Annotated in this window: 22 protein-coding genes and 1 pseudogene; 12 read left to right on the top strand and 11 right to left on the bottom strand. The window is 38.6% G+C overall.

Translation table 11 applies throughout. The features are described from left to right. Window positions 1-8 precede the first annotated feature (8 nt). Window positions 9-1,421: an efflux RND transporter periplasmic adaptor subunit gene (locus H4J52_RS04310; protein ID WP_182223270.1), complete on the bottom strand. Its 1,413-nt coding sequence runs from the start codon at window positions 1,419-1,421 to the stop codon at window positions 9-11. A 247-nt stretch (window positions 1,422-1,668) separates the two neighbouring features. Beyond that, complete coding sequence (locus tag H4J52_RS04315) at window positions 1,669-2,520, bottom strand: DUF6279 family lipoprotein (RefSeq protein ID WP_182224262.1); 852 nt, start codon at window positions 2,518-2,520, stop codon at window positions 1,669-1,671. A gap of 423 nt (window positions 2,521-2,943) precedes the next feature. Between H4J52_RS04315 and H4J52_RS04320 the strand changes: the two genes are divergently transcribed. From H4J52_RS04320 to H4J52_RS04330, 3 genes are read left to right on the top strand one after another with little or no spacing between them, the layout of a single operon-like run. Then, window positions 2,944-3,768, top strand: a complete 825-nt coding sequence (locus tag H4J52_RS04320) for a PEP-CTERM sorting domain-containing protein (RefSeq protein ID WP_182177836.1) — start codon at window positions 2,944-2,946, stop codon at window positions 3,766-3,768. Window positions 3,769-3,796: 28 nt separating this feature from the next. After that, window positions 3,797-4,504, top strand: a complete 708-nt coding sequence (locus H4J52_RS04325) for a phage tail protein (RefSeq protein ID WP_220459994.1) — start codon at window positions 3,797-3,799, stop codon at window positions 4,502-4,504. 1 nt (window position 4,505) lies between these two features. Beyond that, the gene (locus H4J52_RS04330; protein ID WP_182177834.1) at window positions 4,506-5,492 is read left to right on the top strand and encodes a tetratricopeptide repeat protein; all 987 of its coding nucleotides are present in this window, start codon (window positions 4,506-4,508) and stop codon (window positions 5,490-5,492) included. Window positions 5,493-5,680: 188 nt separating this feature from the next. Here the strand turns inward: H4J52_RS04330 and H4J52_RS04335 are convergent, their stop codons facing one another. The 3 genes and pseudogenes from H4J52_RS04335 to H4J52_RS04340 form a co-directional block, all read right to left on the bottom strand. Further along, window positions 5,681-6,223 (bottom strand): TetR/AcrR family transcriptional regulator, encoded by a 543-nt coding sequence (locus H4J52_RS04335; RefSeq protein WP_182177832.1) that lies wholly within the window; start codon window positions 6,221-6,223, stop codon window positions 5,681-5,683. Between the two features lie 76 nt (window positions 6,224-6,299). Beyond that, window positions 6,300-6,418, bottom strand: a pseudogene (locus H4J52_RS20395) (glutaredoxin); the annotation flags it as partial. Window positions 6,419-6,548: 130 nt separating this feature from the next. Then, window positions 6,549-7,661 carry an FAD-dependent oxidoreductase gene (locus H4J52_RS04340; RefSeq protein ID WP_182224263.1) on the bottom strand — a complete coding sequence of 371 codons (1,113 nt, stop codon included), beginning with the start codon at window positions 7,659-7,661 and terminating at the stop codon, window positions 6,549-6,551. Between the two features lie 178 nt (window positions 7,662-7,839). On the opposite strand from H4J52_RS04340, the gene H4J52_RS04345 reads away from it, so the two are divergent. Both H4J52_RS04345 and H4J52_RS04350 read left to right on the top strand, forming a co-directional pair. Continuing rightward, a complete protein-coding gene (locus tag H4J52_RS04345) occupies window positions 7,840-8,457 on the top strand; it encodes a glutathione S-transferase (RefSeq protein WP_182224281.1) in 618 nt (205 codons plus the stop codon). An 87-nt stretch (window positions 8,458-8,544) separates the two neighbouring features. Next, a complete protein-coding gene (locus H4J52_RS04350; RefSeq protein ID WP_182177828.1) occupies window positions 8,545-9,249 on the top strand; it encodes a cupin domain-containing protein in 705 nt (234 codons plus the stop codon). Between the two features lie 19 nt (window positions 9,250-9,268). Here H4J52_RS04350 and H4J52_RS04355 read toward each other — a convergent pair whose 3' ends face one another. After that, window positions 9,269-10,207: a LysR family transcriptional regulator gene (locus H4J52_RS04355; RefSeq protein WP_182224264.1), complete on the bottom strand. Its 939-nt coding sequence runs from the start codon at window positions 10,205-10,207 to the stop codon at window positions 9,269-9,271. Between the two features lie 119 nt (window positions 10,208-10,326). On the opposite strand from H4J52_RS04355, the gene H4J52_RS04360 reads away from it, so the two are divergent. The 5 genes from H4J52_RS04360 (at window position 10,327) to H4J52_RS04380 (ending at window position 20,326) form a co-directional block, all read left to right on the top strand. Further along, complete coding sequence (locus H4J52_RS04360; protein ID WP_182224265.1) at window positions 10,327-11,508, top strand: efflux RND transporter periplasmic adaptor subunit; 1,182 nt, start codon at window positions 10,327-10,329, stop codon at window positions 11,506-11,508. Window positions 11,509-11,517: 9 nt separating this feature from the next. After that, a complete protein-coding gene (locus H4J52_RS04365; protein WP_182177822.1) occupies window positions 11,518-14,661 on the top strand; it encodes an efflux RND transporter permease subunit in 3,144 nt (1,047 codons plus the stop codon). 3 nt (window positions 14,662-14,664) lie between these two features. Continuing rightward, window positions 14,665-16,086, top strand: coding sequence for a TolC family protein (locus H4J52_RS04370; protein ID WP_182224266.1), 1,422 nt, complete (start codon window positions 14,665-14,667; stop codon window positions 16,084-16,086). A 14-nt stretch (window positions 16,087-16,100) separates the two neighbouring features. Further along, a complete protein-coding gene (locus H4J52_RS04375) occupies window positions 16,101-17,138 on the top strand; it encodes a zinc-binding dehydrogenase (RefSeq protein WP_182177818.1) in 1,038 nt (345 codons plus the stop codon). A gap of 299 nt (window positions 17,139-17,437) precedes the next feature. Next, window positions 17,438-20,326, top strand: a complete 2,889-nt coding sequence (locus H4J52_RS04380) for an EAL domain-containing protein (RefSeq protein WP_182224267.1) — start codon at window positions 17,438-17,440, stop codon at window positions 20,324-20,326. A gap of 208 nt (window positions 20,327-20,534) precedes the next feature. On the opposite strand, the gene H4J52_RS04385 is transcribed toward H4J52_RS04380, so the two are convergent. From H4J52_RS04385 to H4J52_RS04405, 5 genes are all read right to left on the bottom strand, one after another. Further along, on the bottom strand, window positions 20,535-20,927 hold the full coding sequence (locus H4J52_RS04385; RefSeq protein WP_182177814.1) for a MerC domain-containing protein: 393 nt from the start codon (window positions 20,925-20,927) through the stop codon (window positions 20,535-20,537). Between the two features lie 57 nt (window positions 20,928-20,984). Continuing rightward, window positions 20,985-21,620, bottom strand: coding sequence for a DUF2796 domain-containing protein (locus tag H4J52_RS04390; RefSeq protein ID WP_182223266.1), 636 nt, complete (start codon window positions 21,618-21,620; stop codon window positions 20,985-20,987). Window positions 21,621-21,632: 12 nt separating this feature from the next. After that, entirely contained in the window at window positions 21,633-22,337 is a 705-nt protein-coding gene (locus H4J52_RS04395) for a DUF1826 domain-containing protein (RefSeq protein WP_182177812.1), read from the bottom strand. Next, window positions 22,334-23,542 (bottom strand): zinc metallochaperone GTPase ZigA, encoded by a 1,209-nt coding sequence (zigA, locus tag H4J52_RS04400; RefSeq protein WP_182224268.1) that lies wholly within the window; start codon window positions 23,540-23,542, stop codon window positions 22,334-22,336. The genes H4J52_RS04395 and zigA overlap by 4 nt, the downstream gene beginning before the upstream one ends. Before the next feature lie 256 nt (window positions 23,543-23,798). Continuing rightward, window positions 23,799-24,332, bottom strand: coding sequence for a DUF3299 domain-containing protein (locus tag H4J52_RS04405; protein ID WP_259367814.1), 534 nt, complete (start codon window positions 24,330-24,332; stop codon window positions 23,799-23,801). 147 nt (window positions 24,333-24,479) lie between these two features. On the opposite strand from H4J52_RS04405, the gene H4J52_RS04410 reads away from it, so the two are divergent. Together H4J52_RS04410 and H4J52_RS04415 are read left to right on the top strand one after the other, a co-directional pair. Next, window positions 24,480-25,184: an ABC transporter ATP-binding protein gene (locus tag H4J52_RS04410; protein ID WP_182177806.1), complete on the top strand. Its 705-nt coding sequence runs from the start codon at window positions 24,480-24,482 to the stop codon at window positions 25,182-25,184. Next, window positions 25,184-26,422, top strand: coding sequence for an ABC transporter permease (locus tag H4J52_RS04415; RefSeq protein WP_220461065.1), 1,239 nt, complete (start codon window positions 25,184-25,186; stop codon window positions 26,420-26,422). The genes H4J52_RS04410 and H4J52_RS04415 overlap by 1 nt, the downstream gene beginning before the upstream one ends. Window positions 26,423-26,478: the final 56 nt, after the last annotated feature.

Raw genomic sequence — 26,478 nt, forward strand, 5'->3', positions numbered from 1 at the left:
ATAAGCTCCTAGTTTTGCGTCGGTGTGGATGAGTTAGCGGCCGCTTTATTTACTGCGGGTAAAGTTACTGGACTATTATCGCTTGGCTTGGTATCTTTTTTAACGGGGAATATTAAAGACTTATTGGTGGCTAACTGCTCGTTAGCGTTCACATCATTCAATGACCTTACACGTGTACCAGCAGCCAAATTAGCGGTTGGCGTTAAAATAAGTTGGTCGGTGGAATTAAGCACTTTATTATAATTGTTAATGGTACCTGCTTGTGGTGACGCAGAAATAACTACCGAGTCTTTATCTGTCCATAAAGGAGCAATTAGTCGCTTTTGTAATACTCCCTCTTCAGCGACCGCAACCATATTACTCTGACTTACCGCTCGTCTTGGAATAGCATAAACGTTCGTCAGTTGTGTACCTTCAATTTTCGCTCTTAAAAATTGCCCTACGCGTAATGCCGGTAATTGCTCTGAGCTAACAAACGGATTGTCTAGCTTAGCAACGACATAAAGCATACGAGTAGATGAGTCAAATGCGCCTTCGTTGCGCACTAATTTACCTTCCCAAGTATACGTTTTACCGCCTAGTTCCCCTTCAAAAAGCACAATGGGTAAGTTTTCTCGGTTATTTATAGGGGTGTTTCCTGGGGTATGATAATCATCTGGTAACTGAATATGTGCTAAATCTTGTGCTTTTACCGGCAGCCTGACTTCAATAAAATCGGTTGAATATATTTCAGCAATTGTTTGAGAAGGGTTAACCACCTGTCCTAAATCCACCATTTGCTTTAAAATCTTCCCATCAAAGGGAGCTTTTACTTGTGTCCTTTCGAGATTCAGCTTAGCTTTCGCTAAACGTGCTTTTGATGCATCAAAAGAGGCCAACGCTGCAGCAACTTGTGGTTTTCTAAGTGCTAAGTCACGCCCTGCGTCATTACCTGGCTGTATATTCCAGTCTTGTTCAGCGACATCAGCTTGCGCCAACTCTTCTTTATATTTAACCCATGCATCAGCAACCGTTGACTTAGCAACATCGACTTCTATTTGGTAATCACGGGGATCAATAGAGAGTAAAACATCTCCGGCCTTAAAAGATGCACCCGCACGAATATTATTAGCCACCTCGATAACACGACCATTTACCTCTGCAACTAGCTGTGTTTGCGTTAATGGCTCAGCAGAGCCATAAGACTCAATCCAAACAGGATAATTAGACGCGGTTAGTTTTACTGTTTCTACACCAACTGAAGCCGGTGGTCCTCCTCCCCACTTTCTCACACTAGGTTTACTGGTAAACATTGCGGCAATGATTGAGAAAGCAACAATAAATATAATAACGGTCACAATTAAGTGAACCCCCCAAACGACAGGTTTATTACTGACTTCTAAGGCTTCCACCGATTTTTTGGGTGAATTTACATCGCTCATCTAACACTCTCTCAAATTTTTTTATAGAATAATTATGTGTACATAGCACCTTGTATTAACGGCACGTTTTAATTTTAATAACTATACGGAATAAGTCATGCTTTAGTTTACTTTATGTTTTTAAAATTGTAATTACCTTAATAGGCATTAAAAGAAATTATAATCATAAATTCAAACGATATCGGCGAGTTACAAAAAACCTGACTAAAATTCATTTATTAAATCGTATACTCAAGCAGTTTTTTCGCTAAAAATCCATTTCGAGCGTTGTTAAATCTTCAATGAAATCATCTAACTTACCATTTAAAATTTTTCGTTGCCTGTCAGTTAAATCATTCATCAAGTAATGGAATACTCTTACAGATGTTTCCATATTATTTTTAAAGAGCATCCTATACTCTTCAGACTTTAATGTGTCAGGGTTTGAGATAAGTTCCGTGAACATAACCTCATATTGTTGCTTATTTAAATCAATTGATAACACTTGTTTTAAGCCTGAGAGCCACTTTTTTCGGTAGTCCATCCTATGATTAAATGTGGGTAAAAATGCTTGCATAAGCTCACACACTTCTAACTTTTGATCAGGTGTTAACTTCCCTACCCACTTTTTAAGCTGTTCTTGTCGCTCTTTACATTGTTCTTTAAACCACTGCTCTTTAATGAGTTGTTCTTGATCATCATCACGATCTTTATTTTTTCTGGCAATTTCATCAATAACTTGTTTTCTTTGAATACTATCTAAAGTGGAGACTAACACTATAAGTTTAGGCTTTGCTCTTTCTCGCACCGTGACCCAATGATTTTTAACCTGCGCTAAATGTTCACTAACCTCTATATCGGTAATACCTCGATTAACTTGTTCTTTAAGCGTTCTAAATTGCAGTGTGTATTCCCTGAGTTGTGTTTGTCTGTGCCAAAAATGGAGCTCGTTAAATGTAGTATCAAATAACTGTTGCTGCTCTTGGTTTAGTGTAACGTAATCATTAAGGTACCAATCACTCCACCAATCTAAGTGGTTATAAATAAAACTAAAGCTACATGCCGTTAAAAGAAATGAACTAAAAATCACCAAAAAACCATTTTTAATTATTCGTGGCATATACAAACCCCCCTTTGTTTTATTTAGTTTTAAAAAAACGATTAATGTTCACAGCTATTATTCCTGGATTCTTTTAACCCATTCCATATTGAGTCGTCAGGCTATAATTCTGCTTTAACATTATTATAAGGCCATACTTTCAAAAAGTTAAGTCAACATCCTAATGGACTTTTTAGCATAGAAAGGCGTTACTAAATACGTTTAAAATTCAAAGAAGGTTCAGAAGATACTTTTTTTATTGGTTAATATTTTTAGAGAGAATTTATAAATAATTAATATTTACGTATAAATATGTCAGTAATTTTTACATTTTATTTCTATTTATTTTACTAAAAAGCATAAGTTAATGTTTTAAATGTAAATTAACAAAGTGGTTTCAACCTTGCATATGCCTTATCAACTACTTTAAAAAGGATTACACGGATGCGTAAAGTTATAAGATTTTGTTCCATTTTTTTTGCGTTAGGCTTGATTACACCAACAGTTACTGCGGGGTTAATTCCGCTAGATATCTCTCTTACCGGTAGCGCTGAACATGCTATTGATTCAGCTCCTACCACAGGTAACGCCAGTCAAAATGCGGATATGTCAATTATTGTTGGCGGTAACACCACACTTACCTCTATTGCTAATCTCACGCCAACAGGTGCCAACCCTTTATCTGGGACATTGACTGATTTTGGAGATGGCGTTGGTGTTAGTGCTATTGGGTCTTCTACTGCGGGTGCAATAAGTGAAGTTCCTGATTTTATCTTTGATATGGGGTTTTCCTTATTTAATAGTTCAGCTACTGATACTTATCAAATATTTTTTGAATTAGCATTTTTAAACTTTGCTGATGCAGACGGGCCTGATGCTTATATTGATGCTGAAATCAACCTTTTTAATACTTTAATCCCTGAATTATTCGCCTCTGATTTAACCTCAGATACTTTTTATAATGACAGCAAAAATGGTACAGATTTACCGACTAGTGGGGCAGCACTATCTGATAATGGCACATTCCTTTTTGATATTACGTTGGCGGCAGGTGCCTCAGATAACTTCTCCGCATTATTAAAAATGGATGGTAAAGCTTTCGACAATAGCTCTATTTTTAATGCACGCACCAGTGCCTTTATTAGTATTGTTGGTGCAGACAACTTAACTAACCCACAACCACCATCACAAGTGCCAGAGCCTAGTACATTCATACTGTTTTTTATTGCGATGGCACTATTACAAGTAAAGCGCAAAATAAATAATTAATGATTTTTAATAATTAAGGACAATAGAAATGAACATTGTAAAAATAATAAAATTAAGCTGTATTTTAGGATTTAGTCTCACGGCTATCACGATGCCGATGAAAGCATTAGCCTGCTCTGCTCAACCATATTTGGCTGGAATGTGCGCTTTTGGTGGTAATTTTACCATTCGAGGTTGGGCAAAAGCTGAAGGGCAATTACTGGCTATTTCAAGTAATACCGCGTTATTTTCTCTTCTTGGCACAACCTTTGGTGGCGATGGACGAAGAACTTTTGCCGTACCCGATTTACGTGGTCGCTCTCCTATTGGTCAGGGCCAAGGACCCGGACTTGGTTATTACCGTTTAGGACAAAGGGGTGGGTCAGAAACCCACACCTTAATTACTTCACAAATGCCATCGCATAATCATATAGCTACAACCACAACCAACAATGTTGTCGATACAAGTGCGACAACAATTGCGTTACGTGCATTAGCATCAAGTAGTAGGACTAATTCACCTACGAATGCGGTTTTATCAAATAGTCCAAATAGGGAAAATATATACAGCAATGGTGCTCCTAATGTCGATATGAGGGCTGATGCGATTATTTTAGACTTAAGTGTTGATGTAAGTTCCACATCAACTACAGTGGTTAATTCTAATGGTGGTAATCAAGCTTTTAATATTCGTGGACCTTACCTCCCATTAACCTGGTTAATTTCCCTTCAAGGTATTTACCCGTCGCGTAATTAATATGGCTGAATCATTTAAAAGTCAAATAATTCAAGGTCGATTAACTATCGGCCTTGTTATTATTATACTCATACTCTTCAAACCACCTGTTTTTGCCAACAATGTTGATGATTGGGCAGACCCATTACATGATGCCCAAGCATTACTGGCAAAGCAGCAATATAAAGACGCATTAATAGCCTTTAAAGCACAAGCTAATTTAGAAAATGGTCTTGCGCAATTTACTGTCGCATTATTTTACGATCTAGGTTGGGGAATCACTCCCAGCCGTTCAACCGCCTGTCAGTGGTATCAAAAAGCAGCAAAAAATAATATACCAGGCGCTATGCAATCATTGGGACAGTGCTTCTTTGAAGGACAGGGGGTTAAGCAAAATAAAAAATTGGCTTACCATTGGTTTCTAAAAGCGTTTGAACAAGGAATACCGTCGGGAGGATGTCAGGCTGGCGAATTATTACTTTCCGGTGATGGTGTTAACGTTGATTTAATGGCTGGACAACGGCTTTGCCTTAACGCAGCCCAGCAAGGCTCAATTAGTGCACAAAACAAGCTTGCTCAGTGGTACTTTTATGGTCAATATTTTCCGCAAGATTATCAACAAGCGTTTAACTGGCTACAGCGTGTTGTAAGTGAAAAATCGCCCGGTTCAGCTTATCTTTTAGCAAAATTTTATGATCAAGGAATTGGTATGAATGTTGATGAGAAAGCGGCATTGCAATGGTATGAAATCGCGGCATTAGGAAAATATAAAAAAGCTTATATGCCAACCGCTTTATTATATTGGCAAGTGTTTACCAAAGCAAAAATCAATAAAGATAAGCTTTTAGCAAAAAGCTATTTATGGGCAACAATATGGTCAAACTCATCAGAGCGATTAAAAGATAAAGCAGTGGCTAAGCAATTATTAGTGCGAATTATGGAGGAAATGCCAGAAACGTGGCAAGCAAGTTTAGATGAAAAGAGTGTTAGCCATTTGGCAGTCCCTTAGCCGTTGTTACCACGATAAAAAGAGTGTTATAAAAATCCCCCTATATTCAATGGCTTTTTTAGACTTTTTTAATAACCTCCTTAACTATGTTCCACTCATTATATTTACTCTTTTTCTGCACTTTGAAGTAAAGAAGTGATTAGCTAAATATGATGAGTGGCAAGAAACACTATTATCAATAGACTCGATTAAATGCCCTCATTGATATAATTATTAAGGCTGTCAAAAGCCGTTGTATCGTCTAACACTTTTGCTAAAATCATCATCCCTTCTAAAGTGGCTAATAATTGAATAGCTTTAGTTTTGGCAATGTCTACTGCTAAACCTTTTTCGTCTATATACACTGTTTGTAACCAGTTTATATTTAATTCAAAAAAGCGTTTTATTTCTATGTTGACTTGCTCTGGCAGTGCATCAGACTCTGCGCCTAACAGGCCACATAAACACATTTGATTGTCTTTTTCTAATGCCGTTTTAAAAGCATTAATATAGAGGTTAATCGCACTACGGCCCTTTAACTTTGCTTTTTCAGCATTTAATAACGCTAAAAACTCATCTACGTACTGGTGTGCTAGTGCGGCACCTAAATCAGCTTTTGTACGAAAATAGTAATGAACACTTGAACTTTTAATGCCAATTTCATCAGCCAGTTCCCTAAAGCTAAAATTACCATAGCCACCAGATCTTACTTTATTTTCAGCTAATTTGAGTATTTGAGATTTTTTATTCATAAATAAATGCTATTTGAAGGTGAAGTAAATGATGAAATTATTAAATAAATTTAATAATTTCATCCATTATCAATGACTAGGCTATTTTATTCAAATAGTTAATAATATCTCCAGATTCATACAGCCAAGATTCTTGACCATTTCTGTGATTTTTAAACAAGGTACCTGTTTCTTTCCCCCTTGTTCGATTAACTCTTTATTAAAGGCTAAATTTTTCTCTGTATCACATAATTCAAGGGCTACATTGCTATTTTTCATTGCGGCAATGTGGACAATGAACCTTATGATATAAAGCATAAGAACTTTTACTCATTTTATTTTCTCTCTAGTTAATATAATCAAATTCTTTTTTTAGTGAGCTAATTGCTATATCGGCAGCATAAATAGCCCCTTCAAGGTAACCTGCATCTTGCTGAGCAAATTCACTACCTGCTAGATATAAATTCAATGATGATAGCTCATCAGAAAAGCCCAATATGTTAAAGTCAGGATGTGCAGGAGGATCTGTTCTATCTTGCTCTATAGCAACGTAATCATCATTGCCCCAACTTTTTAAATAACACTGATCGTATTGTTGTGCTTCGTCGCCAAACAATAGTCTGAGTTGCTCAATACAAAGGGCTTTTAACTGTTCTGTTGATATACTTTTTATAGCTTGAGGTGAAAGTCCAATAAAACCAAATAAAGCAAACCCCTGTTGATTTTTTGCTGATGCGTCATGAATTTCAACCATCGGTCCAGTTCGACTAAAGGCCTGCCCTGCTAATCCCTTATTTCGCCAAAAAGGTTTTTGATAAGTCGCTACAAATTTGGCTTGACCTGCCATCCAGGTTGGTACGGAAACTAATGCCTGGGTAAGCCTTTTACTCGCCCAATTTTCAGGTGTTAAGTATCGGCAAATAATTCTAGGTGGTAGCGCTAAGATTAAGTGGTCTGCTTGGTGCACGACGGTTGAAGTATCTTTTCTATTTTTTACTGTTACCTGCCAAATATCATTTATTTTTTCTACGTTATTAACAGAGCTACCAAGCTGATAGTTGTATATTGATAACTTGGCTTGTAGCGCTAAAATAAGCTTGTATAAGCCTCCAGTTAAACGATGTAATAATTGTCCTTGGCCATTTTCAATAATTTGTAGTTGAGTATTTACATTTTCCTGATAAACAACCGCTCCTTCAATGTGCTGCTGAAAAAGTTGCTGGTCTAAATTTGCCACTAATATTTTCATACGGTGGTGATGAGGAAATATCCATGTTGGACCAAGATCATGCCATAGCGTTTTATCGTCATTCACTTCAGGTTGTTCACTGTATATTCGGCCACCGAAAATATCTTTCGCTTCAATGAGCAGATAAGGAATATTCAATTTTTCCAATTGAAAGGCTGTATATAAACCAGCCAACCCGCCACCAACGATAATTACACGTTTATTATTCATACACTCAAAGCTACCTACCTACTGATAGGCGAATAATAGCCAGCGATGTCTTTTAAAGCAACTTAAATTTTCAGTAAAAGCTCAGCATAAATAAAATTTGACAATATAAATAAAACCCACCAAACCACCTATCAGTAGATAGCCAGATAATACAAAAAAATTAATTAGAGATAAAAATATTAAAATATATGATGTAGAAGGTTTTCCTAACCCATTGCGTGTTCGCATGGCGTTAGCAGAGAAAAAGGCTTCTGACAAGGTCACTTTTATTGCTGTTGATGTGATGAACAAAGAACATCGAAGTGACGCTTTCCTCGCTATGACCCCCTTAGCCAGCGTACCCGTATTGGCATTAGATGATGGAACTTATATCGCTGAATGTTCTGCTATTATTGAATATATCGACCACACTTTTGATGGCATATCGTTAACAGGCACAATGGCAAAATCGCGTGCGGTTATCAGTATGATGCAACGCAGAGCTGAATCGATGGTACTTAATGCTGTCGCCACTTATTTCCACCATGCCACAGAAGGCTTAGGACCAGATTTAGAAACATATCAAAATAAAGAGTGGGGAAATAAACAAGGCGAAAAAGCCCTTGCCGGTTTTAAATATTTCAATGATATTTTAAGTACTAACGCTTATGTCGCAGGGGAAACGTTTACCGTGGCTGACATTACCTTGTTTGCTGGTCTTGGTTTTGCTGATTTTGCAAAAATAGCCATACCCAATGAATACACACATTTAATCACGTGGCGCGCTAAAGTCGCTGACCGCCCTAGCGTAAAGTAAAAGTAACGACGGTTATATTAAGTGATGCATCTAGTATCACTTAATAGTGATTAACTACATATATCATGGTTTTAAATAGGATTAATTATGGAAATTCTAGCTAATTTTGAGAAAAGAGCTATCGTTCACAGCACGGCATTAGCATGGCTAACTTCGCCTATGCCAGGCGTAGACAGAAGACCATTAGACCGAGTGGGTGGTGAAGTAGCAAGAGCAACTTCAATTGTGCGATACGCAAAAGGGAGTAAATTCTCTCCTCATGTTCATACCGGTGGTGAAGAATTTATTGTGCTTGAGGGGGTATTTCAAGATGAGCATGATGATTATCCTGCTGGATCTTATATTCGAAACCCTCCGCAATCGAGTCATACTCCTCGATCCGACCACGGTTGTATTATCTTTGTTAAATTGTGGCAATTTCAACCTGAAGATAGAACACAGGTGAGTCTTATGATGGATAAGATACCCGCGATTTCTTCTCAAGCAGCCGGTGTATCTATTACCCCTTTATACAAAGACGAAATAGAAGAAGTATCAGTTTTTGATTTTGAATCGAATGCAAAAATGAATTTTTTAGCACCCGATGGAGCAGAATTTTTTGTACTAAGCGGTGAGATACAGGCAGGAGATGACTTATTACAACAACATAGTTGGATGCGTTTACCTTTAGGTGATTCATTAATAGTCACAGCAAAAAATCATGATGCAAAAGTTTGGATTAAAACAGGAAACTTAGCTGATGTAAGTAATCAAATAAAACGAGTTCAAGCAGCTAGCCCCTCTAATAAGTAGCAACATAAAATATAAACGACTAATATAATTGTTCAAAATTGGGAATAGCACGTTCCCAAATAGGAATATCTTTTCCTAAATATTCGCGCACAGCATCAAAAAATAGTCGCGTTCTAACAGGAAGATCACGATGAGGATATACTGCATAAATAGCGCCATATTCCATTAATTTAACGTCGGTTAATAACGGAACTAAACGGCCATCTTTAACTTCATTATCGAGAACAAAAGCCGGTGCGACAAAAAATGCGGTATCTGACAGTGTTTTCATTAACAAAACTTCTGCATCGTTTGCTCTATAGATACTGTTCAGTTTCTGCTCCTTAGCTTCACCATTTTGATCATAGTAACGTACCCCTTCCACTTTAAAAGAGGTGCTTGCATAACTCGCTGCAGGTAATTGCGTTAAATCTTCAATAGTTTTAGGCATACCATAATTTTCGATAAACACCGGTGTAGCCAAAATTAACAAACGGTTGCGGGCAATTTTTCGCGCGATTAATGATGAATCTTTTGGTTCTCCGATACGAAACGCTAAATCAAAACCTTCTGAAACTATATCGATAACGCGGTCATCTAAACGCAGCTCAACTTCTACTTGAGGAAAACGCATTTGAAAGTCGTTAATCACCGGCTGCAAGTAACGTTTACCAAATAAGGTTGAAGAGGTTATTTTAAGGACACCTTGTGGCTCTAAATGATAATTTTCAGCCATACGGACTGTTTCGCCCAGTAACTCTCTTAGCTCAGCTGCTTTTTTAACCATCTCTGCGCCAGCGGCTGTTAAAGAGAATGAACGAGTTGTACGGTTAAGCAGCCTAACGCCTAATTGTTCTTCTAGGCGACTCAGTTGTTTAGAAATAACGGAACGGTCGATATTGCGAACTTCTGCTGCTTTAATAAAAGAGCCCTGTTCAACAACTTCAAGTAACATTAATAACCGACTGGTTGTATCCATATTTCTTCAACTTAATAATTTAATTGGTGCTATTTTGGCACTAATAAAATGCGAAATCTATGGTTTTTATCAACAGGTTTATTCCGTAAAATTGCGACCAAATTAAAAGAGGTCTCATCATGAATAAACATTTAATCGCAGTAGCTATTACTCTGGCCAGCTTAACCTTCTTGGGTTGCTCAGAAGAGCCTAGTCAAAATACACAGCAACAACAACTGCAGTCAATTGATGTAGCAAAAGTTCTAGTGAAGTCTGTACAAAATTGGCATACCTATACCACACGCTTAGAAGCGCCACAGCAAGTCGCATTAAAACCTCGTGTTTCTGGCGTAATTGAGCATATTGCCTTTAATGAAGGTGAGCAGATAAAAACGGGTGATCTTCTTTTTAAACTAGATGACCGCCCATTTCTAGCAATAGTCGCGAGTTTGGCTGCACAAATTAACAGTGCAAAAGCAGCATTAGATCAAGCGCAGAGTGAAGAAAAACGTGCTACTCGGTTAACTGAGCGAAAAGCAATATCAACTGAACAGGCGGAATCACGCACCTCTACATTACGTCAACGCGAGGCACAGCTTGCTGCTTTACAGGCACAATTAACAGCGGCACAACTAGATTTAGAGTTTACCTCTATCCGTTCACCTATCGACGGCATAATCTCTCGCGCCAATATTACTAAAGGTAATAACATTCTAGCAGGACAAAGTGTGCTGACCACGATTGTTTCTAACCAAGCGATGTTTGCATATTTTGATATTGATGAACGCACGTGGAATAGCGACTTTGCCAATATTAGTGCTACTGACCAACAACAAGTTGTTATGCAAAAAGTAGGACAAAGTGAATTTTCTTATAAAGGTTACATTGATTTTATTGACAACCAAATAAACTCGTCTACTGGCACATTGCGCGTTAGAGCCGTATTTAATGAAGACAAAAACCAATTGCGCGCAGGTTCTTTTGCACGTATTAAGTTAGCGGCGAATGCCGTCAACGAAAAAATTATCATACCTGCTCGTGCAATTGGTACCGACTTAAAAAATAATTTTGTCTTAACCGTCGGTGAAAACAATATTTTGCAATATAAGCTTGTTCAGTTAGGTGAGCGTTACGGTAGCTTGCAGGCGATTACTTCTGGATTAAAAGTCACCGATATTATCGCAGTTAATGGTCCGGCCCGAGTTGGACCTGGCATGCCTATCGCACCTAATAACGTAAAAATTGATAGTGCAGGTATTGCCTTTACTTTGTCACCCGATGCTGATGCCAGTTTAACGGCAAAACTAACGTCAAAAGAATAAGAGTTAATCATGAAATTTTCCCACTTTTTTATACAGCGACCTATATTTGCCGCGGTCTTGTCATTAATAATTTTACTTGCTGGCGGGCTTTCACTTTTTCAACTACCCGTCAGTGAATACCCCGAAGTCGTTCCGCCAACAGTCGTTGTTACGGCAAATTACCCAGGCGCAAACCCTTCAGTTATCGCACAGACGGTGGCAACGCCACTTGAACAAGAAATAAACGGTACTGAAAACATGTTATATATGTTTTCTCAAGCCACTGGCGATGGTCGCATGACCTTAACCGTTACTTTTGCTTTAGGCACCGATCTAGACCGTGCACAAGTGCAAGTACAAAATAGCGTTAACAGTGCATTATCTCGCTTACCCGAAGAAGTACAACGCCTAGGTGTGATCGCAGAAAAGTCATCTCCTGACTTGGCGATGGTTGTACACCTATACTCACCAGAAGAAACTCACGACACGGCATATCTATCAAACTATGCAGATCTCTATGTTAAAGATCAAATTACCCGCTTAGCTGGTGTTGGTGACGTAAAATTATTTGGTGGTGGCCAATACTCAATGCGCGTGTGGCTTAATCCAGATGCATTAGCTGCGCGTGAACTCACCGCGACTGATGTTATTCAAGCACTACGAGCGCAAAACCAGCAAGTTGCCGCTGGTAGTTTAGGGTCTCAACCTGCTGCTAACGATAGCCAATTTCAAGTCTTACTTAATGTTAAAGGTCGACTTGATAACATTGAAGAATTTGAGCAAGTTATTATTAAAGTTGGCGAGCAAGGTCAACTGACTCGATTAAAAGATGTTGCGCGTGTTGACTTAGGGCAAAATACTTATGCATTGCGTGCTATGTTAGACGGCCAGCCTGCACTCGCTATGCCTATTTTTCAACGCCCAGGCTCTAATGCTATAGAATTATCAGATCAAGTACGTGCAACTATGGCCGTATTATCTGAAGATTTTCCTGCTGGTGTTGAGTATGACATTGTTTACGATCCTACTATTTTCGTACGTGATTCCATTGACGCAGTAATAACCACTTTAATTGAAGCAATTGTGTTGGTCGTTATCGTTGTAGTGCTATTTTTACAAACGTGGCGCGCTTCAATCATTCCTTTAATTGCTGTGCCAATTTCATTAATTGGTACCTTTGCCGTAATGCAATTACTTGGCGTATCAATTAATACCTTATCTTTATTTGGCTTAGTGCTCGCCATAGGTATTGTCGTTGATGACGCTATTGTGGTGGTTGAAAATGTCGAACGTAACATTGAAAAAGGCTTAACACCTTTAGAAGCGACAAAAGTTGCGATGACCGAAGTCACAGGGCCTATTATCGCTATTGCATTAGTCTTAAGTGCTGTGTTTATTCCTACGGCATTTATCAGTGGTGTATCAGGTCAATTTTATAAACAATTTGCCTTAACCATTACCATATCAACCATCATTTCAGCCTTTAACTCCTTAACGTTGTCGCCAGCATTAGCAGCATTATTATTAAAATCACACGACAGTAAGCCAGACCGATTAACACGTCTACTTAATAAGCTTTTTGGCCGTTGGTTATTCACCCCTTTTAACCGAGTTTTTGACCGTGGCAGTAATGGTTACCAAAAGTTAGTTAAAAAATTAATGCGTATGAGTGTGGTCGTTATTGTTGCTTATATTGCGCTACTGGGCGGAACAGTTCAGCTATTTAATACAGTCCCTGGTGGCTTCATTCCTGCACAAGACAAGCAATACCTTATTGCGATAGCACAATTACCTGATGCAGCAAGCCTTGACCGCACACATGCCGTTGTCAGAGATATGGAAAAGATAGCACTACAAATACCCGGCGTTGCTCATACCGTATCTTTCCCTGGATTGTCAGTGAATGGCTTTACTAATAGCCCGAACAGCGGCATTGTCTTTGTTCCACTCGATGCCTTTGCGCTTCGTACTGATCCTAGCCGTTCAGCGATGGCAATTGCAGCACAATTAAACCAGCGTTTTACTGCTATCGATGAAGCCTTTGTGGCTGTTTTCCCACCACCACCGATCCAAGGTTTAGGCACTACAGGTGGCTTTAAATTACAAATTGAAGACCGTGGTAATAAAGGTTTTGAAACATTATTTAATAGCCTACAAGCCGTTATTAACAAAGCGAGAAAAGACCCCGCATTGGTCGGGCTTTTTTCAAGTTTTAGAATTCAAGTACCCCAAATGGATATAGACATTGACCGTGAACAAGCGCTCATCCAAGGGATCCCTCTTGATGAAGTTTTTAATGCTTTGCAAGTATATTTAGGCTCGGTATATGTTAATGACTTCAATATGTTTGGCCGTACCTACCAAGTCAAAGCTCAGGCAGAAGCTGAGTTTCGCCAAGACCCTGATCAAATATTAAACCTCAAAGTACGTAATCGCCAAGGCAACATGGTGCCGTTAGGTTCTGTTTTAACGGTAACGCCAACAACAGGGCCTGATAGAGTGATGCATTACAATGGCTACCCTAGTGCTGAGCTTAATGGTAGCCCGGCTCCTGGATATAGTTCAGACCAAGCACAGACTGCGATAGAAAATATTTTGGCTGATACGCTACCCAAAGGTATTACTTACGAATGGACCGAGGTGACTTACCAACAAATATTGGCAGGAAATACTATGGTTTATGTTTTTCCGTTAGTCGTACTATTAGTTTTTATGGTGTTAGCCGCGCAATATGAAAGTTTGCGGTTACCCTTAGCCATTATCCTTATTGTACCCATGACGATATTTTCTGCGCTGTTAGGTGTTTGGTTTGTTGGCTCAGACAACAATATTTTCACCCAGATTGCGTTAATTGTACTCGTCGCCCTAGCCTCAAAAAATGCCATATTAATGGTGGAGTTTGCTAAAGATCAAAACCAGAATGGCTTGTCTCATTTTGACGCCATTATTGAGTCGTGTAAGCTGCGTTTACGTCCGATACTCATGACTTCAATTGCATTTACAGCAGGTGTGCTACCGTTAGTTTTTGCTACGGGTGCAGGAGCTGAAATGCGCCATGCTATGGGCAATGCCGTATTTTCAGGCATGATAGGTGTTACTGTGTTTGGCCTATTATTTACGCCAGTATTTTATATATTAGTGACCAAGACTCAACCCAAAAAGAATGAGGAATAGCAGATGATTAACTTACTTATCAAGCGATTTAAAGCCAAGCAGCTAAAAACAAAGTTAACCATTAGCGCCGTTTTAGTGGCGACCTTCTTGTCAGGTTGTGCTAATAAAATTGATGAAAAACAGCATCAACAACTGATGAAAAAATTTATTGCGGACGCAGAAATAGCCACGCAATTGACAGGTAAAGACGAAATAAACTGGTGGCAACAACTTAGCTCAACGCAATTGAATCAATTGGTCAAAGATGCGCTGGCTAACAATTACAACTTACAAACGAGTCAGCTCGAATTACAGAGTGCACTTGCCCGATTAAGCGCACAAGAAGCCGATTTTTTACCCCAAGGTGGGCTAGAAATTGGTGCGCAGCGAACAAGTGTAGCAGACAACATCAGTCGTCAATCCAATGCTAATTTGGCAATGAATTGGCAACTCGATTTGTTTGGGCGCATGAGTGCGTTAGTCGATGCGGCCAACGCATCCGCCATGAGTCAAGCCGAGCAATTACGTGCTTTACAAACTCAAGTGGTTGCATCGGTCGTTAAAGGCTACATTAGCTATCAGGGCAATAAGCAAAAACAGCATATTGTGAACATGCAAATTACCGCGCTTGAACAAAGCATCGAAGTACTTGAGGCACGTGTTCAAGAAGGTATTGCTAATGAACTGGACTTAAACCGCACTCGTGCACAGCTAAGCCGCCAGCAAGCATTACTTCCTGACACCATTTATGCTCAATACCGCGACTTATCAACACTTGCATTACTCAGTGGTCGTTTAAGTGGTGATTTAGTGCTAAAAGATGAACAAGGGGTATTTGACTTACCTTTTGAGGTAGCTTTAGCTCAACCGAATGAGTCAATAGCCTTACGTCCTGACATTAGCCAAGCGTTATATGAGTTTAGCCAAGCAAACTCTCTAAGCATCGCAGCAAGTAAAGCCTTACTGCCTGACATTAGTTTACATGCTTTTGCAGGTGTATTAAGTCTAGGTAATAATCAACTCAATAATACGCAACAACAATGGCAAGTTGCTCCGCAAATACAATGGTCGCTGTTAAGTTATCCTGCGTTATTAGCACAACGTGATGCTCAGCAATATTTGAGTGAAGCGGCTTATAGCCAGTATCAGCAGGTCGTGCTTAGTGCCATCAATGAAAGTGAGCTTTCATTGCGGTTGCTAACAAAACAACTTAAACAAAAAGGGTTTGCAGATAAACGTTTTACCTATGCCAATAACGCTTTTATTCAGGCCAATGCTATGTACCAAGAGGGGCAGATCCCTTACTTAGAGTTGTTAGATGCGCGGCAGGATGTTTTAATAGCCCAAGAAAATGCAGTTAACGCGACAATTTCATCATCGTTAGCCAAAGTAACCGCTTATCAAGCGTTTAACGGCCGATGGAGTTATGGTTTAACCACCTTGTAAAATTTGAGTTTTTTATGCTAGATATTAACATATTACCCAACATTGACTTACCTCAATCGATGCGAGCCATTGAGCTAGCAGAGCCAGACGAACAGATTAGTTTATCTGACGTGCGCTTGCCTGTGCCTGAATGTAGCGAACACGAACTGTTAGTCAAGGTTGAATATGTCGGTCTAAACCCTATTGATGCTCACTTTGCTAAATCTGGATTTTCTAAATGGCAATATCCACATATACTCGGTTTAGATGCAGTTGGCACGGTAGTTCAAGCTAAAAAAGGCTTATTTCCCAATATAGGTGACCGTGTAATGTGGCATGCCAATATTGGAGAGCAAGGTGTACTTAGTGATTATGCCAAAGTGCCAAATTTTGCCGTTTCTGTTGTGCCTGAAAATGTCACAGCAAGTGAAGCGGCAACATTACCTTGTGCCGGAATGACCGCTTTAATCGCATTAGAGAAATTACAAATAGTACAAGGAGATACTATTTTAATTGAGGCTGGCGCGGGAGCCGTTGGGCAATTTGCTATTCAATTTGCTAAACAGCGCGGTGCTGATGTATTTACAACCGCTTCTAAGCATAATCACAAGTTAGTGAAAAAACTTGGAGCGGATGCCATATTTGATTATCACGACACAAAACTCTGTGAGAAAATTCGCCGAGAATTAGGGCCTCAAGGTTTTGATGCGGTACTTGACTCTATTGGTGGTGATTCAACAATACGTAATATTGAACTGATGCGTTTCTGTGGTCGTATTGCCTGCTTAAGACCTTTGCCTAATTTTGATCAAGAGCTGATGTTTAGAAAAGCGCCAAATATTGGCATTGTTTCTTTAGCAGGAGCTTGGTTAGCTAATAGCTTGTGTGCGCAACAAAGAATGAGCTTTATGAGTAATCAATTACTTGAAGGCCTGTCAAAAGGTACGCTTAGCGTGCCTAATGTGACCTTGATTGAATTTACTGCTCAGGATGTTTCTCGTGCTTTACATACGCAGATAAACGGTAATTTCACAGGAAAACAAGTCGTAAAAATAAGTGAACCTACACGTTAAAATGTTACTATTGTAACAGACCACCTTACTAAAATTAACGCTATCAGTCGCTCCTCACTCTTAATAACTATATACAAACTTACCCATCACTAAAGACTTAACGTAAATTGTTAAGTCTTTTTTACGTAAATCAATCGACGTCTCAGTAGCTATATCACCCGTCAAATCCTTCTTCTGGCCTTGCGATGAAACTAACAATAAATATCGAAAAAACAACTTATTCTGAAGATATCATGGTTAAATAAACATTCACCCTTGTAGATTTTGTGTCTAAGAACACATTAGGCTATATTCTTTAAATGATGAAAATACATTCAAATTACCAAAAAAAAATAAATCGCGCTATAAAGACGGTATTGTTCTTTGTTATTATTTTTGTCTTAAGCATATTTTCTCCCATATTCTATGAAATGAAAGGCATTGTTAGTTATCCCCCCCTTCATACACTTTTTGAGTTTTTATCAATCGTTATATCAGCAATGATTTTTGGTACCGCCTGGGTTCATATTGCTGACAATAAAAACCTGCGTAATTATATTATCCTTGCCTGTTCTTTTCTTGGTGTAGCGATACTTGATTTCTTTCATGTGTTCTCTTTTCCTAATATGCCTGCGTTAATTACGCCAAGTGGTCCAGAAAAAACCATTGAATTTTGGCTAATGGCTCGCTACTTTTCAGCCTTCAGCTTATTACTTGTTTCGTTACTTTCATGGCGAAATATTGCAACAAGGTTAATGCATTGGTCGATATTAGGTTGTACTTTATCGCTAGTCGTCATCCTCGTGATTGTTGGGTTATTTTTTCCATCATTAATTCCCAGTACCTATATTGAAGGACAAGGACTTACCCCCTTCAAAGTCATGAGTGAATATACTCTTTTCGGACTTTATTTAACGGTTGGTCTCCGCCTTTTGTATTTAATGCGAACTAACCAGCCTTATGATGTTGTTAATTTATTTACCGCCGTGTGTTTAATGGCAATGAGTGAGCTCTTTTTCACACTTTATACTGACGTGACTGATGTATTTAATTTTTTAGGACACAATTATAAAATTGTTGCTTACTTTTATATCTACAAAAGTATCTTTGTCGCAAGTATTATAAAGCCCTATGAGGAATTGTCGAAGTCGCGAAATTTATTAAGTACTATCATTGAAGCTATACCAACAAGAGTTTTTTGGAAAGATAAAAACTCTCGTTATCTCGGCTGTAATACAAAATTTGCGCGCGATGCCGGAATGAATACCCCCGATAAAATAATCAATAAATCTGATCATGAGCTTGCTTGGCATGACCTCGCGGCAAAATATCAATCGGACGACCAACATGTGATTGACACAGGTAAAGCAAAACTGAACTACGAAGAGAATCAATTAACCCCTGCCGGTGATCATATCTGGCTACGCACCTCTAAAACGCCAATACATGACGAAGACAACTGTATTATTGGCATGGTTGGTATCTATGACGACATTACCGATTGGCATCATTATCAAGAAAAAATTCAACTCGCCGCAAGCGTATTTACACACGCCCGAGAGAACATCATTATTACCGATACCGTAGGGTTTATTGTTGATGTAAATGATACCTTCACGACAACAACAGGTTATAGCCATGAAGAGGCCATTGGACAAAATCCTCGCATGCTTAAATCAGGTCGACAATCGCCTGATTTTTATATCAACATGTGGCAAGCGCTTACCGGAGACGGTTATTGGTACGGCGAGCTGTGGAATCGTCGTAAAAGTGGCGAAGTCTATGCTGAAATGAAAACCATTAGTGCGGTATACGACGAACATGGTGTCACAACGCATTATGTTTCTTTAGGTAGCGATATTACTCCAATGAAAAAATATCAAAATCAAATAGAACATATTGCGCATTATGATTTACTCACTGATTTACCTAATCGCGCCTTGTTAGCTGACCGGTTATCTCAAGCCATGTTGCAGTGTAAACGACATGCACAGTCCCTCGCCGTTGTCTTTATAGATTTAGACGGATTTAAACGTGTTAATGATGTTTATGGTCATGATATAGGTGATGAACTTTTGATTGCCCTTTCTGCTCTTATGAAAGAGGCATTACGAGAAGGTGATAGCTTAGCACGCATTGGTGGCGATGAATTTGTAGCTGTATTAGCAGACTTATCAGTTGTTGAAGATTGTGAACCTATATTAGAGCGTTTACTATTAGCAGCATCAGAGCCGGTAAAAATTAGCGATCTTATATTAACGGTGTCAGCGAGTATTGGTGTAACACTTTACCCACAAGACAATGCTGATGCCGACTTACTAATGCGCCATGCCGACCAAGCCATGTATATCGCTAAAGAATTAGGTAAAAATCGTTATCATTTATTTGATACCGCTCAAGATGATGCGGTTAAAGTACAACGTGAAAACCTAGAGGCTATTCGTAGCGCATTAGACAATCAACAATTTGTTCTCTTTTATCAACCCAAGGTTAATATGCGTATAGGTAAAGTCACTGGCACTGAAGCCTTAATTCGCTGGCAGCATCCGGTTCGAGGTTTATTAAGTCCGATAGATTTTTTACCTTTTATTGAAAATAACCCGATGATGATAGAAATGGGTGAATGGGTTATCGACACCGCACTGACACAAATCAGCCAGTGGCAAAAAATGGGACTGAGTCTTACGGTCAGTACCAGCGTAAACATTGCCGCAGTGCAATTACAGCAACCAAACTTTACCAAAAGACTAACCGCCTTGTTAGCAGCACATCCTGATGTTGAACCACACTTTTTAGAACTAGAGGTTTTAGAAACAAGTGCCTTAGATAATATAAGTCATATTTTCGCTGTCATGAATGATTGCATAGCACTGGGTGTAAGCTTTGCCTTAGATGATTTTGGCACTGGTTATTCATCCCTCAATTACCTTAGACGCTTGCCTGCCAATTTAATTAAAATAGATCAAACCTTTGTACGAGACATGTTGATTGATGATGATGATTTAGCAATTGTTGGAGGCGTAATAGCGTTAGCGAAGTCATTCAATCGAGAAGTAATTGCTGAAGGTGTAGAAACAATTGAACACGGTACTGCTCTGTTGAAAATAGGATGTGAATTGGCGCAAGGTTATGGCATTGCCAAACCGATGCCTGCTAGTGATATTCCTAAGTGGATTAAAGGTTGGACGCCTGATGTCAGTTGGCAGTAATCAATAACCCGGTGAAATAAAGATAAGTAATGCAATAATCTTAATCTTATAATAATGATTGCATTATCTTAATAGAGAAAACGTCATCTAAATAATTAACTTAACCCGTTTACATCTGGATATGGGTAAACATAATGAAGAGGTAAGCATGATGTTGATCTAAATTCTGACCATCACGATGAACAATTTAATCTTTAATCTTTAATCTTTAATCTTCACAGCGGTGACAAAGGGTGTGTTGCTGACACAAGCGGTAATTCCAATAATGACCACCTGCGATAACCGCTGATCCCATCAGAGTAAGTACTTTTTCCCAAAATTCGTTACCTAACGAAATGGCGAGAACTAAGAAAATTAGTCCAACGAAGCCAATAAACAGTAATCTATAACGTTTATGTTGCTTACACCCCATAAATAGTGCAAATACACTTGTAGGCAGAACAATGAGTACCATCGCAGTATGATACGCTTCATTGTTGAGTTGCAATACCACAAAATTTGGCAGTAACAGCAACAATAACGGCATTACTAAGCAATGAATAGCGCAAGCGACTGATAGAGTGATTGCCATTTTATCTGTAATATTTTCTATTTTTATCATCTTTTAATTTCCTGACCACTATACGGCTCTTTTATAATCAATTTTTAATACTCATAATCATAGATGTATTATCTTACGTTCTGCGCTTAGTGTTACGACACCTTTTTTTGTGTCTGTTATCCACATCGCACGAATTTCCTTAATACCTAAAAATTGATCAAAGGCTAGTACCGTAATAGCTGATAACGTTGCTGTTTCTTCACAGTGATAACGATAATTTGCCACTATTTGGCTATGATTTTGATGAGTTGTCTCTTGAATGCGGTGATCATCATGCGATTTTTTTCTATTTTTCGGCTGATGTTCATGCTCATTTTCATGACCTTTTAGTGAACCTGAGACATCAATCACGGTATTAATGAGCGAACAACCACCACCTGAAAAATAAAAAAGTGATGAAGTATTGCTCAGTAGTGTTTTAGCATTATTAACAAGCGTAATCTCTTTTTTGTTGCTTGCTTTGTGCTCAAAACCAAAGAGATTAACCGTTGGAGAAATCAATTGAATATCCAGTATTTCTCCTTCAATCGCCATCGTCATTTCAGATAAACCATGTACATGAAAATCTAAGGGACTACCATGTTCTTGCTGACTTTTTGCATGAACGAGTTGACCTAATAAAAAAACATTAAATAGTATTATATTTAACAAAAAGGATACTAACTTTTGTACTTTGATTTTTAAATTTCCCATCACTAACACTCTTTAATTATTAATAAAATCAAGCGTTAATAATAAACGACGTTCATTAGTTGAATCTTCTGACTGAACGGGTGAACGATGTACCAAACCGGCACCTTCATTATTATGCCAAAACTCACCTTTGAGTAAGGCAACATCACCTTTACTCAGTTGACAAATATCATCAGTACGATCAAAAAGACCTGATTGTTCATCTGATTTACCTTGATTTCCCGCACCTAATTTACTGCGGTCAACCAACTGATGAGGAAGCCATTCGGTGGCAACACCATGATATGTGGTTACCAGTCGACACGGAATTCGATCAAAATGAAATCTGGGACACATAGCACGATCGAGTGCCGTTAATCGTAATCCAACTTCTTTGAGATCAAACAAACAGCAAAACATATCAACCAATAGTGTGATGTCTTCGCTCAACATCCTAACAGCGCTTGTCGCACCTAACGCATTACAAAGCGTAGCATTGACACTTTTTACGGTAACTGCCTCTGCGATTTTTACTCTTGTACCCGACTTTAAAATATCATTCACAGCCAAGGCTAGTTCGTCAGGCAATTTACGTTGCCAAATTGCTATATTGATGTCATCTCGATAAATATCAGTAAATACCTCTGGCGTATCACTTTCACTGGCACGTTTTGTCAGTAACTTAGGTAAGAGGTGGCTTGTTGATTGGCTGTCATTGATCGCTGCTAGTGCACTCATTCGCTTTCACTCCACTCTGGAAACGGATCACTGAGTGTTGCCCAGTAATTTTGTCCTTTCAGTAATTCATCATCTGACAACAGGCATTCATTGAGTGCACGAGTCATCGCCACTTGATCAAGTTGCTGACCAATAAATACTAATTCTTGACGCATATCACCAAATGGCTCAACCCACTGCTTCTGTATAGCGTTCAATGACTCTTCATCGCTAGGCCAGTCTTTTTTAGGGACCGACTTCCAGAACATAGCAGCAAAACCATAATGAGCAATGCCACCCGCTTGATTCCATTGACCTGAAAAATCGGGGCGAGAAGCCAACCAAAAATAGCCTTTAGAACGAATTAATTTACCAAACTGTTCTGTATCGTGAAGAAAGTGAAAAAATTTCTCTGGATGAAATGGACGACGAGCAAGAAAACTAAAACTACTAATACCATATTCTTCGCTTTCAGGAATGTGTTCACCGCGCATTTCCTTCAGCCAGCCCGGCGCGCTGTGGGCACGTTCAAAATTGAACAAACCAGTATTAAGCACTGCATCAATATCGACTTCGCCTTGAGTAATAGGGGTAATTCTGGCATGGGTATTCAGCGTTTTAAGTATTGCTGTTAGGCGCTTAATATCAGAAGTATTAACCAAGTCGATTTTGCTAATCAAGATAACATCGGCGAATTCGACTTGGTCAACGAGTAAATCAGAAACACTACGTTCATCTTCTTCCCCTAACGACTCCCCTGCTTCTTGTAAGGAAAATGCCTCTTCGTAATCCTTTAAAAAATTTACCGCATCAACAATCGTAACCATCGTATCGAGTGTCGCCACATCTGATAATGAAATACCGTCCTCGTCGGAAAACGTAAAGGTTTCGGCTATCGGCAATGGCTCAGAAATACCTGTAGATTCAATAACCAAATAATCAAATCGTCCCTCTTTTGCTAACTTGGTCACCTCTAGGAGAAGATCTTCACGTAACGTACAACAAATACAACCATTACTCATTTCAACAAGCTTTTCATCGCTACGATTAAGAGATACTTCGTTGGCAACTGTCGCAGAATCGATATTAACATCACTCATATCATTAACAATGACAGCCACTTTTTTACCTTGACGATTATTTAAAATATGGCTTAGTACCGTGGTTTTTCCAGCACCGAGAAAACCCGATAGCACAGTAACCGGCAACTTATTTTTTTGAAGCATGAACGCACTCTCTGTTTATATCATTGAGATTGACTAGATGAACCATCCAGACATTGTGATATTATGTTATAACATCACAATAACTTAATAAAGTACTTTTGTGATACCATAACAACAAAAAACTTGAGTGCTTTATGCTTTATATTCACAAAGTAGCCCTTAACCCAACTAGTGATATTTTAGAGAACCTTAAATATTAATTTTACAATCTTGATTTAATGAGAGATTGGTATAATTATATAAAGTTCCTGTACCTTTAATCTTCGTAAAGATAAGCTTTATTAAGCCGTAGACTATATGCTGATTTTCCTAGCAGGCTGTCTGTTGTATCAATACTTAAAGTCCCTTCAAACCAAAACGCATCATATAAAGAGGTTACTTCAATGCCTACTGACGATTTTACAAAAATAATTTGATTTGGCGGTGGTGGTGGCATATTTAAGCATGCTCCAAAGTAGGGAACAATAAAGAATTGTATTACCCGTTGTTTTTCATCAGTTTCTAATGGCACAATAAATCCTGGAAGTCGAATACTTTTGCCATCAAATGTCTCTACGACACGCGTTGATTCTAGCGCCTGTTGATACCTTTTAGTTTTTTCATCAATTGGAATAATGTCTTTCAATGCATTCATATTATCATTTTCTACTTGATCTTCTATTTCAAATAAAAAATCTGGCGGATTAAGTAATACTGCTAAATCATCGGCTGGAATTAATTCGGTCCATTCTATGTCAATATACTGAACCTGTGCATGTACCGTTGCACTAAAGATTAATAGCACTAGCATGAATATTTTTGAGCATAGCAAACGGTGGCTATTCATTTTATTAAAATTAAAAATCTTCTTTCCAAGTCAGATGAATATGTTATAAAGTAACACAAAGCACATACAGATAGAAATACTTATACTGTAATTTCCGAAGGTGAATGGAACTTGTCAACACTTGCTATCAACTTACAAGATATACACTACCGCCATAAAGATACCCCTGCTAATTATGCTGGATTATCTATTGAACAATGGAAAGTCGGTATCACTGAACGTGTATTCTTATATGGAAACTCTGGTTCAGGGAAAACCACACTTTTAAATTTATTGTGTGGTATTTTAATACCAACGTCAGGCAGTGTTAATCTATTCGATAACAATATAAGTACGTTGTCAAACAGCCAGCGGGACTTATTTAGAGCAAAAAATATTGGCGTGGTATCTCAAAAATTTAACCTTATACCCTACCTGTCTGTACTTAAAAACATTCAGCTCGCAGCCTACTTCGCCAAAAATTCAAGACCTGATGTGAACAATGACGTCAAAACGTTGCTTAACGTATTACAGCTACCTAATAATATTATACACAGACAAGTTAACCAATTGAGTGTTGGGCAGCAACAACGTGTGGCAATTGCGCGTGCTCTGATAAATCATCCGAGATTATTATTGGTTGATGAACCTACCTCTGCCCTCGATGCCTCAGCAAAAAATGCATTTATGGACCTTCTTATGCAAATCTGTGACAACACTAAAATGACGCTTATATTTGTCAGTCATGATACTGCTTTGTCGCATCATTTTGATAGTAGCCTCGACATCACTACATTGAGCAGGACATTAAGTAAAACTGAGGAAAACATCGCATGATGATATTACCTTCTGTTGCATGGCAAAGCTTATTAAGCCGAAAAAATACGGCCATCTTGACCTTTTTATCATTAACCGTCAGCATTGTTGTATTGCTAAGTATCGAACATATTCGCCTGCAAGCAAAAGAAAGTTTTAATCGTACTATATCAGGTGTCGATTTGATTGTTGGCGCGCCTAGTGGCCCGTTAAACTTATTGTTATATTCTGTTTTTAGAATGGGTAGCCCCGCCAATAATATTAATTACACCAGCTTTACTACGCTCGAAAAACGACAACTAGTCGACTGGGCCATCCCTATTTCTCTTGGCGATTCTCATCAAGGTTTCCGTGTTATTGGCACGAATAACAATTATTTCACTCATTATCGCTATGGTAAAAAACAGTCACTTAAATTTGAACACGGCGGTGAATTTTCGTCCTTATTTAACGTCGTTATCGGTGCTGATGTAGCAAGAAATCTTAATTATAATTTAGGCGACAAAGTCGTCATTGCTCATGGTATTGGCAATACAAGCTTTACCAAACACGCGCAAGCACCCTTTGTGGTTAGTGGTATTTTAGCAACCACTGGCACGCCAGTTGATAAAAGTGTTCACGTAAGTTTAGGTGCCATTGAAGCGATCCACTTACCTCCATCATCACTAAAAGCATTAATAAAAGATCCCGAAGCAATACCTCCCACTCCTAAAAGTATTACAGCTATTATGCTTAAACTAAAAAGTAAATTATCAACGTTTGGATTACAGCGAGAGATTAATAACGACCAAACAGATAGACTAATGGCTGTTTTACCTGGTGTTGCCATGGCCGAACTATGGAGTTTGATGGCAACCGGTGAAAATGTGCTGCGTATCATAGCTGTGCTAGTGCTTATTTCATCCTTGTTTGGACTCACAACTATGTTGTTGGCCTCAATGAACGAGCGTCAAACTGAAATAGCAGTATTACGTATGTTAGGGGCTAGTCCTGTTACCTTATTACTATTAGTTTTGTTAGAAGCCATTATTTTAGTAAGTCTAGCCATAATGATGTCAATAGTCGTATTAACACTCGCGCTTTATAGCCTTGAGGCATGGTTGGCTGCTGAATTTGGTTTGTTTTTAAGTGGTGATATTTTTACCATGGAATTGATGAGGTTAATCTTTATGATATTTATCGCAACATTGGTTGTGCCTTTGTTACCCGGAATTAGCGCATATAAACAAGCTTTACACATTCAGCTTTCGAGTACTTAAGCATTGAACTCTGCCTGATTTCTCAGACAGAGTTTTTATAGCCTAAATTTTTATAA

It is taken from the genome of Colwellia sp. MB02u-14, from assembly GCF_014076915.1.
GTDB lineage: Bacteria > Pseudomonadota > Gammaproteobacteria > Enterobacterales > Alteromonadaceae > Colwellia_A.